General features: G+C 32.4%; 15 protein-coding genes and 1 tRNA gene. 11 read left to right on the forward strand and 5 right to left on the reverse strand.

Going from position 1 to position 15,501, the window contains the following annotated elements; genetic code table 11:
• Positions 1-69: 69 nt before the first annotated feature.
• The 8 genes from KKQ76_RS02540 to KKQ76_RS02575 all read left to right on the forward strand — a co-directional run bounded on the left by KKQ76_RS02540 (position 70) and on the right by KKQ76_RS02575 (position 8,896).
• Entirely contained in the window at positions 70-687 is a 618-nt protein-coding gene (locus KKQ76_RS02540) for a TetR/AcrR family transcriptional regulator (RefSeq protein WP_213195686.1), read from the forward strand.
• A gap of 110 nt (positions 688-797) precedes the next feature.
• Positions 798-2,111 (forward strand): TolC family protein, encoded by a 1,314-nt coding sequence (locus KKQ76_RS02545; RefSeq protein WP_246501325.1) that lies wholly within the window; start codon positions 798-800, stop codon positions 2,109-2,111.
• Positions 2,112-2,117: 6 nt separating this feature from the next.
• The gene (locus KKQ76_RS02550; protein ID WP_213195688.1) at positions 2,118-3,179 is read left to right on the forward strand and encodes an efflux RND transporter periplasmic adaptor subunit; all 1,062 of its coding nucleotides are present in this window, start codon (positions 2,118-2,120) and stop codon (positions 3,177-3,179) included.
• A gap of 1 nt (position 3,180) precedes the next feature.
• Positions 3,181-6,366: an efflux RND transporter permease subunit gene (locus KKQ76_RS02555; protein WP_213195689.1), complete on the forward strand. Its 3,186-nt coding sequence runs from the start codon at positions 3,181-3,183 to the stop codon at positions 6,364-6,366.
• Between the two features lie 191 nt (positions 6,367-6,557).
• The gene (locus tag KKQ76_RS02560; protein WP_213195690.1) at positions 6,558-7,142 is read left to right on the forward strand and encodes a hypothetical protein; all 585 of its coding nucleotides are present in this window, start codon (positions 6,558-6,560) and stop codon (positions 7,140-7,142) included.
• A gap of 94 nt (positions 7,143-7,236) precedes the next feature.
• A complete protein-coding gene (locus tag KKQ76_RS02565) occupies positions 7,237-7,428 on the forward strand; it encodes a hypothetical protein (protein WP_213195691.1) in 192 nt (63 codons plus the stop codon).
• Between the two features lie 159 nt (positions 7,429-7,587).
• Positions 7,588-8,382, forward strand: a complete 795-nt coding sequence (locus tag KKQ76_RS02570; protein ID WP_213195692.1) for a threonine/serine exporter family protein — start codon at positions 7,588-7,590, stop codon at positions 8,380-8,382.
• A gap of 1 nt (position 8,383) precedes the next feature.
• A complete protein-coding gene (locus KKQ76_RS02575) occupies positions 8,384-8,896 on the forward strand; it encodes a threonine/serine exporter family protein (protein ID WP_213195693.1) in 513 nt (170 codons plus the stop codon).
• Here KKQ76_RS02575 and KKQ76_RS02580 read toward each other — a convergent pair.
• Both KKQ76_RS02580 and KKQ76_RS02585 read right to left on the reverse strand, forming a co-directional pair.
• Complete coding sequence (locus KKQ76_RS02580; RefSeq protein ID WP_213195694.1) at positions 8,893-9,603, reverse strand: ABC transporter ATP-binding protein; 711 nt, start codon at positions 9,601-9,603, stop codon at positions 8,893-8,895. The genes KKQ76_RS02575 and KKQ76_RS02580 overlap by 4 nt on opposite strands.
• Positions 9,604-9,748: 145 nt before the next feature.
• Positions 9,749-9,822 (reverse strand) — tRNA-Arg (locus KKQ76_RS02585).
• A 45-nt stretch (positions 9,823-9,867) separates the two neighbouring features.
• Here KKQ76_RS02585 and KKQ76_RS02590 point away from each other — a divergent pair.
• The 3 genes from KKQ76_RS02590 to KKQ76_RS02600 all read left to right on the forward strand — a co-directional run bounded on the left by KKQ76_RS02590 (position 9,868) and on the right by KKQ76_RS02600 (position 13,645).
• Positions 9,868-10,914: an ABC transporter substrate-binding protein gene (locus KKQ76_RS02590; RefSeq protein WP_213195695.1), complete on the forward strand. Its 1,047-nt coding sequence runs from the start codon at positions 9,868-9,870 to the stop codon at positions 10,912-10,914.
• A gap of 45 nt (positions 10,915-10,959) precedes the next feature.
• Positions 10,960-11,604: a monofunctional biosynthetic peptidoglycan transglycosylase gene (mtgA, locus tag KKQ76_RS02595; protein WP_069796715.1), complete on the forward strand. Its 645-nt coding sequence runs from the start codon at positions 10,960-10,962 to the stop codon at positions 11,602-11,604.
• Between the two features lie 85 nt (positions 11,605-11,689).
• On the forward strand, positions 11,690-13,645 hold the full coding sequence (locus KKQ76_RS02600) for a recombinase (protein ID WP_213195696.1): 1,956 nt from the start codon (positions 11,690-11,692) through the stop codon (positions 13,643-13,645).
• On the opposite strand, the gene KKQ76_RS02605 is transcribed toward KKQ76_RS02600, so the two are convergent.
• From KKQ76_RS02605 to recF, 3 genes are all read right to left on the reverse strand, one after another.
• A complete protein-coding gene (locus tag KKQ76_RS02605; RefSeq protein WP_069796711.1) occupies positions 13,623-13,913 on the reverse strand; it encodes a hypothetical protein in 291 nt (96 codons plus the stop codon). The two genes, KKQ76_RS02600 and KKQ76_RS02605, sit on opposite strands and share 23 nt — an antisense overlap.
• Before the next feature lie 51 nt (positions 13,914-13,964).
• The gene (locus KKQ76_RS02610; RefSeq protein ID WP_213195697.1) at positions 13,965-14,345 is read right to left on the reverse strand and encodes a four helix bundle protein; all 381 of its coding nucleotides are present in this window, start codon (positions 14,343-14,345) and stop codon (positions 13,965-13,967) included.
• 67 nt (positions 14,346-14,412) lie between these two features.
• Positions 14,413-15,492: a DNA replication/repair protein RecF gene (gene recF, locus KKQ76_RS02615; protein ID WP_213195698.1), complete on the reverse strand. Its 1,080-nt coding sequence runs from the start codon at positions 15,490-15,492 to the stop codon at positions 14,413-14,415.
• Positions 15,493-15,501 lie beyond the last annotated feature (9 nt).

Below are 15,501 nucleotides of genomic sequence, written 5' to 3' on the forward strand. Positions count from 1 at the left end.
ACGATATAGATAAAAACCAGGAAACTTTTTTTTGTTTTAAAGTTTCCTTTTGTATATTTGCACCCAATTATGGATGATAAAAAATGTTTTTTAGAAAAATTGTTTGAGTTGTTTCATATATATGGCGTGAAAACATTAACAATGGACGATATTGCAAAAGAGTTTTCTATCTCTAAGAAAACTTTGTATCAGAAATATAGCCATAAAGAAGATTTAATTTGTGATGTTTTAGATTTTATGTCAAAAGAAGGACTTGATGAGGTCGATAGAATAAGACAAGAATACAGATGTCCTATTGAATCTCTTCTTGTTTCTGGTGCTAGAATGGATGAAATAACTTGTAAAGAAAAGAATATATTCGATATACAATTATTAAAGTATTATCCAGATATTTTTCATTCTCACCAAGTTTCTATTTCTGTAAGGATTATTAAAATTTTAAAAGAAGATTATAAAAAAGGTGTTGAAATTGGTTATTTCAGGGAGGATGTTTCAATAGATTTATACATTAAATTTTTAATTACCTTATTTTTTTCAGCAGATGTTTCTCCTCTTTTTACAGGAGAGACAGATAAGAAAAGTCTTTCTGTAGCTATGAAATTATTATACTTAGATGCAATAGTTACGGATGAAGGCAAACAAAGACTAAATGAATTAAAAGAAAAATATCAATACAGTAATATTTAAATAATGAAGCTAGAGATTTATTAAAGGAGATTTTCGGAATCTTATAAAAAATTAAAGTAAAAATTGTAAACAAACGTCTAAAAAATTAAAAATAAATTATGACATTTAAAATGATAAAGTGGAAAAGATTAGCTTTAGGTATTTTTTCTGTTTCAAGTACTTTAGCGTACTCTCAGCAGACGGTTACCTTAAAACAAGCTATAGAATTTGCTTTGCAAAATAAAGCAGATGCTCTAAAAGCTAGGCTAGATATTACCAATGCAGATGCAAAAATTCTAGAAGCAAAAGCTGGCGCATTACCAAAAGTAACTGGGAATGCTAATATTACATATAATCCGATTATTCAGGAGGTTTCTCTTGCTGGGCAAACTTTCAAAATGGGACAGCCTTGGGTTGCTGTTGCGGGAGTTCAGTTACAACAAGCACTTTTTAATCAACAGGTTTTTATTGGTTTAAAAGCGGCGAAATCTACCAAAGAATTTTATCAATTGAATGCAAATCTTACCGAAGAGCAAATTATTGAGAGGGTTTCTAATGCATATTTTCAGGTTTTTACAGCTCAAGAGCAGAAAAATACTTTAGAAAGCAGCTATAGCAGTACAGAGAAAGTAAGAAATGTAATTAAGAGTTTGTATGATAACGGTTTATCAAAAAAAATAGATTTAGATAGAACTAATGTTAACCTTACCAACATAGAAACTAACATAAAACAAAGTAATAATGGCATTACACAAGCCGAAAATGCTTTGAAATTCTACATGGGAATGCCTATTGAAACCAAAATACAACTGGTGCAAGGAGATATGGCTGTAACTCCACATCTTTTAGACGAAACTGTAAATACTGACGAAAGAACAGAAGTAAAGGTTTTGCTAAAAAATAAAGAACTTCTTGAATATCAGAAAAAAGCAACTATAGCAAATTATTATCCTACAGTTAATCTAACGGCTAACTATAATTGGCAAGGATTAGGAGAGAAGTTTCCTTTAACTAATGGAAGTTCAAAAGGGGTAATGTGGTCAGATTATTCTGCAATAGGATTGGGTATTAATATTCCTATTTTTAATGGATTTGCTACAAAAGCAAAAGTTCAGCAAAATCAAATTGAAATTGATAAACTCGAAATTGATATTAAAGATACCAAACTTGGACTAGACCAAGCTTATCAAAACGCAAAAGCTCAGATTGAAAATAGCCTTGCAACTTTAGAAAGCCAAAAAGCGAATGTGAAATTGGCAGAAGATGTTTTAGCAAATACAAAAAGCAATTATCAATACGGTTTGGCAACACTTACAGATTTATTAGACGCCGAAAATTCTTTAGTACAAGCTAAAAATAACTACACAACAGCGATTTTAGATTATAAAATTGCCGAAGTACAATACTACAAATCAAAAGGAGAACTTAAAAATTATTTAAAATAAACTATAATGAAAAAAACTTTAATATATATTGTTATTGCAGCGGTTTTGGTAGGATTGGCTGCTTATAAAATCTCAAGTAATAAGAGTAAACAAGAGGCGGAAGTAGCGGAAGTAGCAAAAGAAGTTGATAAAATTAACGTAAATGTTGTTACCGTTCAATACGAAAGCATTAATACAGATTATACAGCAAACGGAACTTTTCTTCCAAAACAAGAAATGAATCAATCTTCTGAAATTTCTGGTAGAATTGTAAGTGTTTTGGTAAAAGAAGGTACTAGAGTAGGTGCTGGTCAAACTTTGGCAACCATCAAAAGAGATGCAATAGATGTAGATGTTTCTCAGGCTCAGAACAACTTGCAAAACGCTATTATAGACAATCAACGTTACGAAAATGCCTATAAAACTGGAGGCGTTACTAAGCAGCAATTAGATAACTCAAGATTGCAACTTAAAAATGCTCAGGCTGCTGTAAGAGCTCAAAGCGTTAGAATTAGTGATACCAGCATCCGCGCAGGAATTAGTGGAACTATTAATAAAAAAATGGTAGAACCAGGAACTGTGGTTTCTCCAGGAACTCCAATGTTCGAGATTGTAAATATCAACAGTTTGAAACTTTCTGTTTTAGTAGATGAAAGTCAGGTTGGGAAAATTCAATTAGGACAACAAGTTGCTATTAATGTAAATGTTTTGCCAGAAGATTCTTTCAGTGGTAGAATTACATTTATTGCGCCTAAAAGTGATGCTTCACTGAATTTCCCTGTAGAAATTGAAGTTCAAAACAGAGGAAACTTAAAAGCTGGGATGTATGCTACTGCAATTTTCCAAACGAATAATGGTGCTGAAACTCAAAATATGTTAACTGTACCAGCTACAGCATTCGTAAACGGAGTAAGTTCTGGGCAAATTTTTGTAGCTCAAAACGGAGTTGCTAAATTGATTAAAGTTACACCTGGAAAAGTGTATGGCGATAAAGTTCAAATCTTAAATGGTCTTAAAAATGGAGACCAAGTGATTACCAGTGGACAAATTAACCTAGATAATGGTTCTAAAATTAATATCATAAAGTAGTATGAAGTTAGCAGAAATATCGATTAAAAGACCATCGTTGGTTATTGTATTATTTACATTGCTAACGTTAGGAGGACTTTTGAGCTATTCTATGATGGGATACGAGCTCATTCCAAAATTTGAAACCAATATAGTAACTATTTCTACCGTTTATCCAGGAGCTTCTCCTAGTGAAGTAGAAACATCTGTTACCCGAAAAATTGAAGATGCTGTAGGTTCTTTAGAAAACGTAAAAAAAGTAGAATCTTCTTCATACGAAAGTTTGTCTGTTATTATGGTTCAGCTTAATAATGGAGCAGATGTAGATTATGCGCTTAATGATGCTCAGCGTAAGGTAAATGCTATTTTGGCAGACCTTCCAGATGATGTAGATGCGCCTTCTCTTAATAAATTCTCTTTGGACGATATGCCTATTATCACCATGAGTATTTCGTCTGATAAATTAAATAATAAAGAACTTTACGACCTTTTAGACAAAAAAATAGAACCTATTTTTTCTCGTGTAAATGGTGTGGCACAAGTTGACCTTGTTGGTGGACAAGAGAGAGAAATTCAGGTAAATATTGATGATAAAAAATTGCAAGGTTACGGACTTTCTATTGGCGAAGTGCAACAGGCAATCCTTACTTCAAACTTAGATTTTCCTACAGGTAGTTTAAAAACCAGAGTTAATAAATCTACCATTAGATTATCTGGTAAATATAAATCTGTAGCAGAAATGAGTAATCTTGTGGTTTCTAATAAAAACGGAGCTCAAGTTCGTCTTTCTGATGTAGCAACTGTTTTTGATGCTCAAAAAGATGTTGAAAAATTAGCAAGATTTAATCAGTTTCCTACTATTTTAATGCAGGTTAAAAAACAATCTGATGCTAATGCTGTAGCGGTTTCAGAAAGCATTCAAGAAACAATAAAAACAGTAGAAGACGGATATAAACTGCAGGGTGTAAAATTAAAAGTAGTAAACGATACTACAGATTTTACATTAGAATCTGCAGACCACGTTATTTTCGATTTATTTTTAGCTATTGTTTTGGTGGCTATTGTAATGTTATTGTTCTTGCATAGTGTTAGGAATGCTTTTATTGTAATGGTTTCTATTCCAGCTTCATTAATTGCAGCTTTTATTGGGATGTATCTCATGGGATATACCCTAAACTTGATGAGTTTATTAGGACTTTCGTTAGTTGTGGGGATTCTGGTAGATGACGCGATTGTGGTTCTAGAGAACATCTATCGTCACATGGAAATGGGAAAAAGCAAAATTAGAGCAGCTTATGATGGTGCTGCGGAAATTGGCTTTACCGTTGCTGCTATTACTTTAGTAATTGTGGTAGTATTCTTGCCAATTGCGATGAGTACAGGTCTTGTAGCTAATATCTTGGCACAATTCTGTGTAACCGTGGTTATTGCAACATTATTATCATTGTTGGCTTCTTTTACCATTATACCTTGGTTGTCATCAAGATTTGGAAAACTACAACACCTTACAGGTAAAAATGCTTTTGAAAAATTCATTCTTTGGTTCGAAAAACAATTAGATAACTTTACACATTGGATTACAGGATTATTAGAGTGGTCTCTTAGAACTACTTTCAGAAGAGTATTTACAGTTGCCGTTACATTTGTTGTTTTGATTTTGTCTTTCATGTTAGTGAAATTCGGTTATATTGGTGGAGAATTCTTCCCGAAAACAGACCGTGGACAGTTCTTGGTTCAAATGGAATTGCCAAAAGATGCAACCATCGAGAAAACAAACCAAATTACTTTAGAAGTTGAAAGGTTTTTAAGAAAAGATAAAGATGTAGTAGATTTAATTACAACTGTTGGTCAACAATCTACTGGTTTTGGAGGCATACAAGCAACTACTTATCAATCTGAAGTTCAGGTGAATTTAACAGATAAATCTGAGCGTTCTGAAAGCACAGATATTAAATCTGCAAAAGTAAAAAGAGCTTTAGAAGAAAAATTTACAGGAGTTGAATTTAAAACTGCTCCAATTGGTATAATGGGTGCGGAGAATGCTCCTATAGAAATGGTAGTTACCGCTCCTGATAATGCTACGGCTGTAAAAGAAGCAACAAGAATTTTAAATTTATTGAAAAAAGTTCCGGGTGCGGTAGATGCAGAGTTATCTACGGATACAGGTAATCCAGAAGTTCAGGTAAATTTAGATAGAGATAAAATGGCGTCTTTGGGCTTAAATCTTTCGAGTGTAGGACAAACAATGCAAACAGCATTCAACGGTAATACAGACGGAAAATTTAAAGCTGGAGAATATGAATATGATATTAATATTCGTTTTGCTGATAATAGCAGAAAATCTATTGAAGATGTTAAGAATTTAATTTTTACTAATTCTCAAGGACAGCAAATTCGTTTGAGCCAGTTTGCTGATGTTAAAATGGGTTCGGGGCCTAGTTTACTAGAACGTAGAGACAAATCTCCGTCTGTAAAAGTGAAAGCTAAAGCGGTAGGAAGACCTGTAGGAGATGTTGCAAACGAATGGGCAAACCAATTTATGGATGGTAAAGATAAACCCGCAGGAGTAGATTACATCTGGAGTGGTGATATGGAAAACCAACAAGAAGGTTTCGGTACATTAGGTATTGCTTTGTTAGCGGCTATTGTCTTAGTTTATTTGGTAATGGTATCATTGTACGACTCTTTTGTATATCCATTTGTAGTATTGTTTTCAATTCCGTTGGCGATGATTGGGGTAATGCTCATTTTAGCACTTACAGGTAATTCATTGAATATTTTCACCATGTTGGGGATGATTATGTTGATTGGTTTGGTAGCGAAAAATGCAATTTTGATTGTTGACTTTACCAATGCCAGAAAAGCAGCAGGAGTTAATACTCACGATGCTTTAATACAAGCAAATCATGCTCGTCTTCGTCCTATTTTGATGACTACAATTGCCATGATTTTCGGGATGTTGCCAATTGCTTTAGCAAACGGAGCAGGAGCTGAGATGAACAAAGGTCTTGCTTGGGTAATTATTGGTGGTTTAACGTCATCATTATTCCTTACATTAATTATTGTACCAATTGTTTATTCATTGTTTGACTCTGTTTTAGTAAAAATGGGCAAACATGAAAAAGTAGATTATGAAGCTGAAATGAAAGCAGATTACGTACACAAAGAACTAAGTGAAGACGGCTATACTCCGAAGCATTTAGATTAAAAAAAATCAAATTTTTGGAAATCAGAATCTAGCAATTATTGCGAAATTCTCTATTTCATAGTTTTGTTTTAATAGTTTATTTTGAGAATTCCCTCCAATTTATTTGGTGGGAATTTTTTTTAAAATACGTAGAATGTAGTATTTTAATTGTTAGTAAATGAGGGTAACTTTAAGGTACAAAAAACACAAAGATGAAAACAAAACTCTACATGTTTATAATGGGAGTGTTTTCCATTATTCTCACATTCTCACAGGTAGGAATTAACACTACAGAGCCTCATGAATCTTCAGTACTTCATCTCAATTCTAGTGATAAAGGTTTTCTTTTACCTTACTTTAATATTACAGATTTGAATCTTAAGTCACCCGTAATTTCCCCAACTATTGCAGAGGGTTTACTTGCTTATAATACCAATACAACTACAGGAAAAGAAATTTATTATTGGGATGGTACCAAATGGTCTGGTTTAGGTCAAGTCAATTTCACCAATATTTATAATAGTGTTATCAAACCAATGAATGCGCTTTTAAATGATGTAAATACTTACGTTTACAATTCTACTCCATTTAGTGCTCCTGGTTCTCCAAAATTGAAATTATTTGATTGTGACTATGGTAGTGGTGATGACATAATTCTCAATAATCCCCTATCTGCAGCGCCTAATAATTTTGTAATCTGGGATAATGTTAACAAGAAAATTAATGTTCCTCAGCAATTATTAGGACAAACAATGACAATCAATATTTCTTTGAAAATATCAAGAAACAACTTCTAATTCTGATGCTTCTCGATTTGTAGCATATACAGGTAATGCTGTTGTAAATACTTCTACAGGAAATTATACAGGAGGAAGAAAAATTAAAGATTTAATGTTTAAAAAAACCAAAACTAGTAGTTTTCCTTATGTAAGAGACGAATTGGTACTTTCACCAATAGTCGTTACACAAGAAATCATAGACCATGGAATTATTCTTTACATTGGTAGTGGTGATAACTCTCCTTTAAATTTTTATGAACCAGTTCTTACCATAGATTATGGTGTAGTTAATATTACATTATAAAACAATTTTAATAAAAAAAAACAACTCTTTGAATACGCTATTGATTTAGCAAAACAGTTGCAATGAAAATTGCAACTGTTTTTTTATGATATAAAATAGGTTTAATTATTAATCTTGGCATTTTAGGAATTCCTAACTTTGCGCAGTAAAAACTTAAAGATGAAATCAGAAATGTTGCAAGAGAAACCTTTAATCGAAAAATATAATGATTTACTCTTAGATATAGGCTCTACATTGATGGTTGCAGGTGCACATTGTGGTAGAATAGAACGAAATATAAAACGTATTGCAGATGTTTTCGGGGTAGATATAGAAATCTTTTATTCTTTCAATGGAATTATTCTCACCACTAAAATGAGAAACAACCCTTCGGAAACCGCCACTCATTATAAAAGATTGCCAAGTCATGGTGTACATTTCGGGATTCTCAACGAAATAAGTTTGCTTTCTTGGAAGGTGGTGAGCGATCATCTAGATTATCCACATATTAAAAGAGAGTTTGAAAAAATTAAAAAACTTTCTCATCATAAACGAATTCAAATTGTTCTAGGAGTAGGAATAGCTTGCGCATCTCTTTGTATTTTAGCCAAAGGAGATTTTATAGATGCCACTTTTGCGTTTTTTGCTTCTATGCTGGGATTAATTGCCAGACAAGAAATTTCAAAACGAAAATTTAATGTGATGTTAGCAATTAGTGGTGGAGCATTTGTTACCAGTTTTATCGCTTCCATTAATGTTTTTTATGGAATAGGAGCACTCCCCGAAAAAGCATTGGCTACTTCAGTGCTGTATTTGGTTCCGGGTGTTCAATTGGTGAATGCCGTTATAGATTTAATCGAAGGATACGTTGCAACAGCTATTGCAAGAGGTTTTTACTCAGGATTTCTCTTATTGTGTATTGCTGCGGGAATGGCTTTGAGTATTCTAATTTTTGGAATTAATAATTTTTACTAAAATGGATTTTTTTCTACTGGTCATAAAAGATTTTAGCTTCGCATTTTGTGTAGCCATTGGTTTTGGAAGTTTGTTTAACACGCCAAACAGAGTTTTATTAATCGCAGGATTATTAGGTGGTTTAGGTCACGCTTTGCGTTTTACTTTGTACGAAGGAGTTGGTTTAGGATTAATAACTTCTACACTTTCCGGAACTGTTCTTATTGGTTTATTGGGAATTGTTTTGGCGCATAGAGTTCACACTCCGCCTATTGTTTTTACCATGCCAGCTTGCATTACCATGATTCCCGGAATGTACGCCTACAAAACCATGTTGGGCTTCATTCGATTGACAGACGAAAGCGGATTAGTCAGAAATCCTCAAGATTTAGACAATACTTTTCACAATTTGGTTCTTACTGCTTCTTTATTGTTTTGTTTGGCAGTCGGAATTTCCATCGGTGTATTGCTTTTCAGACAATCGAGTGTAAAAATGCTGAAATTTGCCCACAAAAGAAAAATAGAAAACGATTAGTCTTCTATTTTTACGCTGGTATAATGAGCAAAAGCTTCTTCTAAATTATTGAATTTCCCTTTGAAATCTGCAATATCAGCATCTTGAACAATGTTTCCTTGATGAATCAAAATCACTCTAGTACAGAGCGCTTCTACTTCTTGCATAATGTGAGTAGAGAGAATTACGGTTTTTTCTTTGCCAATTTCTTTAATTACATTTCTAATTTCTAGAATTTGATTCGGGTCAAGACCATTAGTAGGTTCATCTAGAATCAATAAATCTGGAGCATGAAGAATCGCTTGAGCTAGGCCAACACGCTGTTTGTAACCTTTCGATAATTGAGAAATTTTCTTTGATTTTTCGGGAGTAATACCTACTAAATCTATGATTTCATCTACTTTTTCTTTAGAAATTTGGTGAATATCTGCCACGAATTGCAAATATTCTTTCACATACATTTCCAAATAAAGTGGATTATTTTCTGGCAAAAAACCGATTTTTTTCTTTACTTCTGTTTCGTTTTCGGTAATGTTTTTTCCATCAAAAATAATTTCTCCTTCATCTATTTTTAGAGCACCCACAATAGATTTCATCAAGGTAGACTTTCCTGCACCATTCGGTCCTAAAAGTCCTATGATTTCATTTTTGTCAATATCTAAATTGATGTTGTGAAGCGCTGTTTGTTCACCAAATTTTTTTGTAAGATTTTTGATTTCTAAAGACATAAGTAATCCGTAATAAGAAATAGTAATTTGTTAACGCAAAAATAGAGATAATATTTTGAAAATAGAGTTCCGTAAGAACGATTGATTTTATAAAATTGGAATTTCTTCCAAAAAGAAAATCCCAAGAAAATTCTTGGGATTTTTGTGACCTCGACAGGATTCAAACCTGTAACCTTCTGAGCCGTAATCAGATGCGCTATTCAGTTGCGCCACGAGGCCGAAATTCGGTTTGCAAATATAATGCTTTTTTGCTTTCTTTGAAGAATGAAATCATATTTTTTTGCTTTTTTTGCGTTATTGATGGTAATTTCTTGTAAAAAAGAAACTTATCAATTGTCCACAGATTGGATTGTTATTTCTAAAAACATTCAGTTCAAAGAAAATGGCGATTTTTTACTTTTAAAATCAGGAAAACATCAGTATAAAATTCCTCATTCTAAATTGCCCTACCAAAAAATTATGTTGCTGAATGCTAGTTTGGTTGGTTATTTTATAGAATTAGGTGCAGAAGAAAAAATCATTGGCGTTTCCAGTCCAGAATATATTTTTTCAGAGAAAATACAGAAATCAATCCAAGAAAATAAAATTCAAAACATCGGAAACGAACAAAAATACAACGTAGAAAAAATCATTGCGTATCAACCAGATGCTATTTTCACCAATTACGTTGCTAGTTTTGAGAATACTTATGAAATTCTGAAGAAAAACGGAATAGAAATTATCTTTATTGATGAATATTTAGAAGAGAAACCTTTAGAAAAAGCAAAAATAATAGAGGTTTTCGGTAAACTTCTCGGTAAAGAAAAAGAAGCATTAGAAAAATATTCAGAAATTGAAAAAAATTATAATTCGTATAAGAATTTAGCAGCAAAATCTACGAATAAACCGCAAGTTTTGACCAATGAAATCTACGGAAATCAATGGTTTGTAGCAGGTGGAAACTCTCAAATCGCACATTTTATAAAAGATGCAAATGCCCAATATATTTTTGGGGATAATTCAGAATCTAAATCTACCCCGAAAAGTTTCGAAGAAGTCTTTTCTAGAGCCGAAAATGCAGAATTTTGGGTAAATGTAGGAAATCATAAAAACAAGAAAGATTTACTCCAAATCAACCCGAATTATGCGAAGATGAAAGTCTACAAAAAAGGCGATATTTACACCATTGCTGGTAGAGAAAAAGGTTCTGCCAATGATTATTTCGAAAGTGGAGTAGTGAGAGCAGATTTAGTTTTGAAAGATTATATAAAAATTTTTCATCCAGAGATTTTTCCAAAAGATTCATTATTGTATATGAAAAAACTGAATTAGTCGTTATTTTTGCAACTTAAATCAACTATTATAGATTACATTTTTATGTGGAAATTTATTAAGAAACTATTTTATACCATTGCCATCATCAGCATTTTTTCTATTATTTGGGGAAGATTCTTTAATCCTATTATTACCATTACGCAAATAGAAGGTCTGGTGAAATATCAAAAACTAGATAGAGATTACATCAGTTTTGATGAAATGGGAAGAAACGTAAAAAAAGCAGTCATTGCTAGCGAAGACCAGAATTTTTACAGACATAATGGTTTTGATTTTCAAGCCATACAAAAAGCATTTGCCGATAATCAAAAAGGAAAAAAATTAAAAGGAGGAAGTACCATTTCTCAACAAACCGCTAAAAATGTCTTCCTTTGGAACGGTAGAAGTTACGTAAGAAAAGGTCTGGAAGCTATTTTTACCTTTATCATAGAAAAAGTTTGGAGCAAAGATATTATTTTAGAACGTTACTTGAATTCCATAGAAATGGGACAAGGTGTTTTCGGAGTAGAAGCAGCAAGTCACTACTATTTTGGAAAATCTTCAGCAGATTTAACCAAGTCAGAAGCAGCTTGGATTGCAGTTTGTCTTCCAAATCCTAAAAAATATGACCCGAAAAATCCGAGTTCTTATCTTTCTAGAAAACATTCTTGGGTGATGAGACAAATGAATTACGTAAATTTGGAGTAAATAAAGACGATTAGTGAGGTTCCAATTCAATACATCGCAAAGTTTAGCAGAGATTCTTGATAAATATTTTTCTATCAAGAACGAAATGCGTGATTTAAAACCTCTTACAGAGCTTTTTCATTCTTTACAAAAAGAAAATTTCTCTGAGTTTTTAACTTTTCTTAAAGAACACGAAGAAATAAGACAAAACTTGGTGTATTACATCAATACTGTTTTTATGGGAAGAGCTTTTAACCTTTCTCTTACCGAAGCCAATATTCTTTCAGAAGACGCTTTTTTTCCTGAATTAAGAAAAAGAATTTTGTCGAAATTTCTACCACCAGTAGAAGATGATAATACTATTTCTAACATTATTTCAAACGTTTTTTTCAGAGATAATGCTGATTTTAAATTCATCAAAAAAGTTTCTAGACAAGAATCTGATGAACTTTTCAGAATGTTGGAAATTGACCGCATGATTCTACAGCCAAAAGTAAAAAAAGAACTTCTTTTTTCGATGAATATTTTGGCGTGGAGAGCTATTGGAAACGCCTTAGATGTAGATGTGCTGAAAATGGCTCCAGAATATAAAAATTTCGACAATCCATTTTTGGCATTACAAGATGAATTAGATATTCTCATCAGCGATTTCAAAAAGAATCAAGCCATCGTTCTTACTTCTAAAGACAGTCATTATAAGCAAATTAAAATTTATCTTCAACAATGTTTTGCTTTCATCAGCAAAGCTTTCAAAAATGCTTCTAAATACGGAATTTCTGGTAAAACCAATCAGTCTTTACTAAAAATTCGTCAACAATTACAACGTATTTCAGAAATTTTAGAACTTCTAGTCATTGATGATGAAAAAGATGTGATAAGAAAGTCTAAAAATTTGGTTATCAATATTTTAGATTATAAATCTCACCGAAATAACATCCGAGATTTATTCAATGATAGCACCACATTGCTTTCGCATCTCATTACTACACATACCGCAGAAACAGGAACCAATTACATTACGACTTCGCCAAAAGAATATCTTAAAATGTTCAAAAAAGCAAGTGGAGGCGGAATTATCGTAGGTGCGCTTTGTGTTATAAAAATGCTATATGCTTATGTTCCAGGCAGTGAATTTTACCATGCGTTTTTATACTCTTTTAATTATGCGATGGGTTTCATTATGATTTATTTAATGAATTTCACGCTGGCTACAAAACAACCAGCCATGACAGCTGCAACGATGGCAAAAGTGCTTTCTGAAGGAAAAAATAATTCTAAAAATTATCTAGATTTTGCCCATTTGGTTTCCAAATTATTCAGGAGTCAGTTCATTGCGTTTGTAGGAAATGTATTGCTGAGTTTCCCGATTGCGTTGGCCATTATTTATGGTTTAGAAATTCTTTTCGGACAGAATTTTGCCATTGAAAAATCTTCCACTCTGCTCAAAGATTTAGATCCATTTCATTCTAAAGCCTTATTCCATGCAGCTTTAGCGGGAGTTTATCTTTTCATTTCGGGGATTATTGCAGGAAATGTAGGAAACACCTCTGTTTTCTATAAAATTCCAGAACGAATTGCCAAAAATCCTTATATCCATTACCTTTTCGGAAGAAATTTTGCCGAAAATCTTTCACAATATTATTCTAAAAATTGGGCGGGAATTATGTCTAACCTTTGGTTAGGGATTTTCTTAGGTTCTACAGCCACCATCGGTAAGTTTTTTGGACTGGATTTAGATATTCGTCATATTACTTTCGCGGCCGGAAATTTTGCATTAGGATTATACGGAAAAGAATTTTCCATCGATACCCAAACGTTTATTATTGCTTTTGTAACGGTATTTGTAATTGGGTTCTTAAACTTTATTGTAAGTTTTGGATTGTCAATGTTTCTGGCATTCCGTTCTAGAAAAGTGAACTTTGGTGAGGTGAGAAATCTTAACCGAAGCATCATTAAATATTTCTTCAAAAATCCGCTGATTTTCTTTTTCCCAATTCGTTCTGTGTTAGACGAAAGAGCCAAAAAATTAATTTCAGACACTACAAAACATACACATCCATAAATTGGTCGGCGCCAAATTCTTCTTGAAATTTCTTGAGGAAAAATGATTTTTTCATTCTAAAATCATTTCTGAAAAGTGGAGATTTTATTCTGATTTCTAGAATTTTTTCATTCAGATTTACGCTTTCTATTTCTTTGAAAAAGGCTTCGTCTAAATAGTTTTTTAGAAAATCCTTGACTTGTAAAGCCAATAATTTATCCTCAAAACCATACAACTTGGCAAAACTTTTCACCAATTCAGAACTTTGATATTCTCTTTTCTTTTTCATTTTTGAGTTACGAGTTACGAGTTACGAGATTCTTGGTTTAAAGTTAGTGGTTCAATTCTCTTCTTTTCCTTTATTCCAATTGAGTTTTACCCACTTTAAATAATTATTTATTTTTCCACCAAGTAAGTCATATTCATCTCTTAGTATTTTAAATTCCGAATTAATTTCAGGATAAAGCAAAATAATTTTTTCTAGATGATTAATGGTTTCGTCACAACTTGAATGTGTGAAAACTAAAAATCTTTCATATTCTTTTTTATAAATACTCCTCCCATAACCTTCTACAATATTGGTTATTACAGAATCTGCGGAACGTCTTAATTGGCTTCCTAATTCATACAATTCATGTTTTGGAAGTAAAAATGAAGTTTTATGTGTTTTAATAAATAACTCAAAACTTATTTTATAAATGTCTAAATTTCTATAACTCATGGTAATTTAGTTTTTTATTATGTTGAAATTCAATACACATTTTATATCTCGTAACTCGAAACACGAATCAGATTTGAAAAATCTTACTTTCTTCATTAATCCTTTTCACCACAGATTCTGTACGTTCTCTGTGTGTATCTGTTATGAAAATCTGTCCGAAATTCTGTTGGTTCACCAATTCTATCAACTGAGAAACTCTATTGTCATCTAATTTGTCAAAAATATCATCCAAAAGAAGAATAGGATTTTTGTTCGTGATGTCTTTAATCCTTTTTATTTGAGCCAATTTCAGAGCAATGAGGAAAGATTTTTGTTGACCTTGACTTCCGAATTTTTTAATCAAATTTCCATTCATTTCGAAGCGTAAATCATCTTTATGAATTCCTCGTGAAGTATAAGTGAGAACTCTGTCTTTTTCGAGGTTTTCGCTTAAGATTTCTTCGAAATTTTGTTCATTCAAATTACTTTCATAAATCACGGTAACTTTTTCGTTTCCTTTTGAAATAATCTCATAGAAATGTTGAATTGTAGGCAAAATAGACGCTACAAATCGCTGTCTTTTTTCAAAAATTTGAGTTCCAAATTTGGTTAAAGGTTCGTTGTATATTTCTAGAGAATCGAGGTCGAAAGTTCTGTTTTTAGCAAAGTATTTGAGCAATGCATTTCTTTGTTGAAGCGTTTTTTGGTATTGAATCAGCGCAAAAAGATAATCAGAATCGGTCTGAGAAATCATGGCATCTAGAAACTTTCTTCTGCTTTCGCTGCCATCAGAAATGAGGTTCGCATCGTAAGGAGAAATCATCACGCTTGGTAAAAATCCAATGTGGTCGGCAATTCTTTCGTAGGTTTTATCATTTTTTTTAATGATTTTTTTCCCTTCTTTGGGCAATTGCACTTTGATGATGTCATTTTTTTCTTCTCCTTGAATTTCTGCTTCTATCGCAAAAAAATCGCTTTCGTGTAAAATGTTTTGAGCATCAAGATTTCCCAGAAAACTTTTTGCCATCGAAAGATAATGAAGCGCATCCAGAATATTGGTTTTTCCAGCGCCGTTATTTCCCACGAAGCAATTGATTTCTGGCGAAAAATCGAATGATTTTTCACTGTGATTTTTGAAATTGAATATTTTCAGATTTTTGATGATCATGTAGCAAAA

The organism is Cloacibacterium caeni (assembly GCF_907163105.1).
In the GTDB taxonomy this organism is placed as follows: domain Bacteria; phylum Bacteroidota; class Bacteroidia; order Flavobacteriales; family Weeksellaceae; genus Cloacibacterium; species Cloacibacterium caeni_A.

What these genes read in the sequence shown, in the direction of transcription:
- KKQ76_RS02565 (WP_213195691.1), top strand. Translation starts at nt 7,237, where the DNA reads ATGTTTAAAAAAACCAAAACTAGTAGTTTTCCTTATGTAAGAGACGAA.
- KKQ76_RS02580 (WP_213195694.1), bottom strand. Translation starts at nt 9,603, where the DNA reads ATGTCTTTAGAAATCAAAAATCTTACAAAAAAATTTGGTGAACAAACA.
- KKQ76_RS02600 (WP_213195696.1), top strand. Translation starts at nt 11,690, where the DNA reads ATGCGTGATTTAAAACCTCTTACAGAGCTTTTTCATTCTTTACAAAAA.
- mtgA (WP_069796715.1), top strand. Translation starts at nt 10,960, where the DNA reads ATGTGGAAATTTATTAAGAAACTATTTTATACCATTGCCATCATCAGC.
- KKQ76_RS02555 (WP_213195689.1), top strand. Translation starts at nt 3,181, where the DNA reads ATGAAGTTAGCAGAAATATCGATTAAAAGACCATCGTTGGTTATTGTA.
- KKQ76_RS02560 (WP_213195690.1), top strand. Translation starts at nt 6,558, where the DNA reads ATGAAAACAAAACTCTACATGTTTATAATGGGAGTGTTTTCCATTATT.
- KKQ76_RS02605 (WP_069796711.1), bottom strand. Translation starts at nt 13,913, where the DNA reads ATGAAAAAGAAAAGAGAATATCAAAGTTCTGAATTGGTGAAAAGTTTT.
- recF (WP_213195698.1), bottom strand. Translation starts at nt 15,492, where the DNA reads ATGATCATCAAAAATCTGAAAATATTCAATTTCAAAAATCACAGTGAA.
- KKQ76_RS02545 (WP_246501325.1), top strand. Translation starts at nt 798, where the DNA reads ATGATAAAGTGGAAAAGATTAGCTTTAGGTATTTTTTCTGTTTCAAGT.
- KKQ76_RS02590 (WP_213195695.1), top strand. Translation starts at nt 9,868, where the DNA reads ATGAAATCATATTTTTTTGCTTTTTTTGCGTTATTGATGGTAATTTCT.
- KKQ76_RS02575 (WP_213195693.1), top strand. Translation starts at nt 8,384, where the DNA reads ATGGATTTTTTTCTACTGGTCATAAAAGATTTTAGCTTCGCATTTTGT.
- KKQ76_RS02540 (WP_213195686.1), top strand. Translation starts at nt 70, where the DNA reads ATGGATGATAAAAAATGTTTTTTAGAAAAATTGTTTGAGTTGTTTCAT.
- KKQ76_RS02550 (WP_213195688.1), top strand. Translation starts at nt 2,118, where the DNA reads ATGAAAAAAACTTTAATATATATTGTTATTGCAGCGGTTTTGGTAGGA.
- KKQ76_RS02610 (WP_213195697.1), bottom strand. Translation starts at nt 14,345, where the DNA reads ATGAGTTATAGAAATTTAGACATTTATAAAATAAGTTTTGAGTTATTT.
- KKQ76_RS02570 (WP_213195692.1), top strand. Translation starts at nt 7,588, where the DNA reads ATGAAATCAGAAATGTTGCAAGAGAAACCTTTAATCGAAAAATATAAT.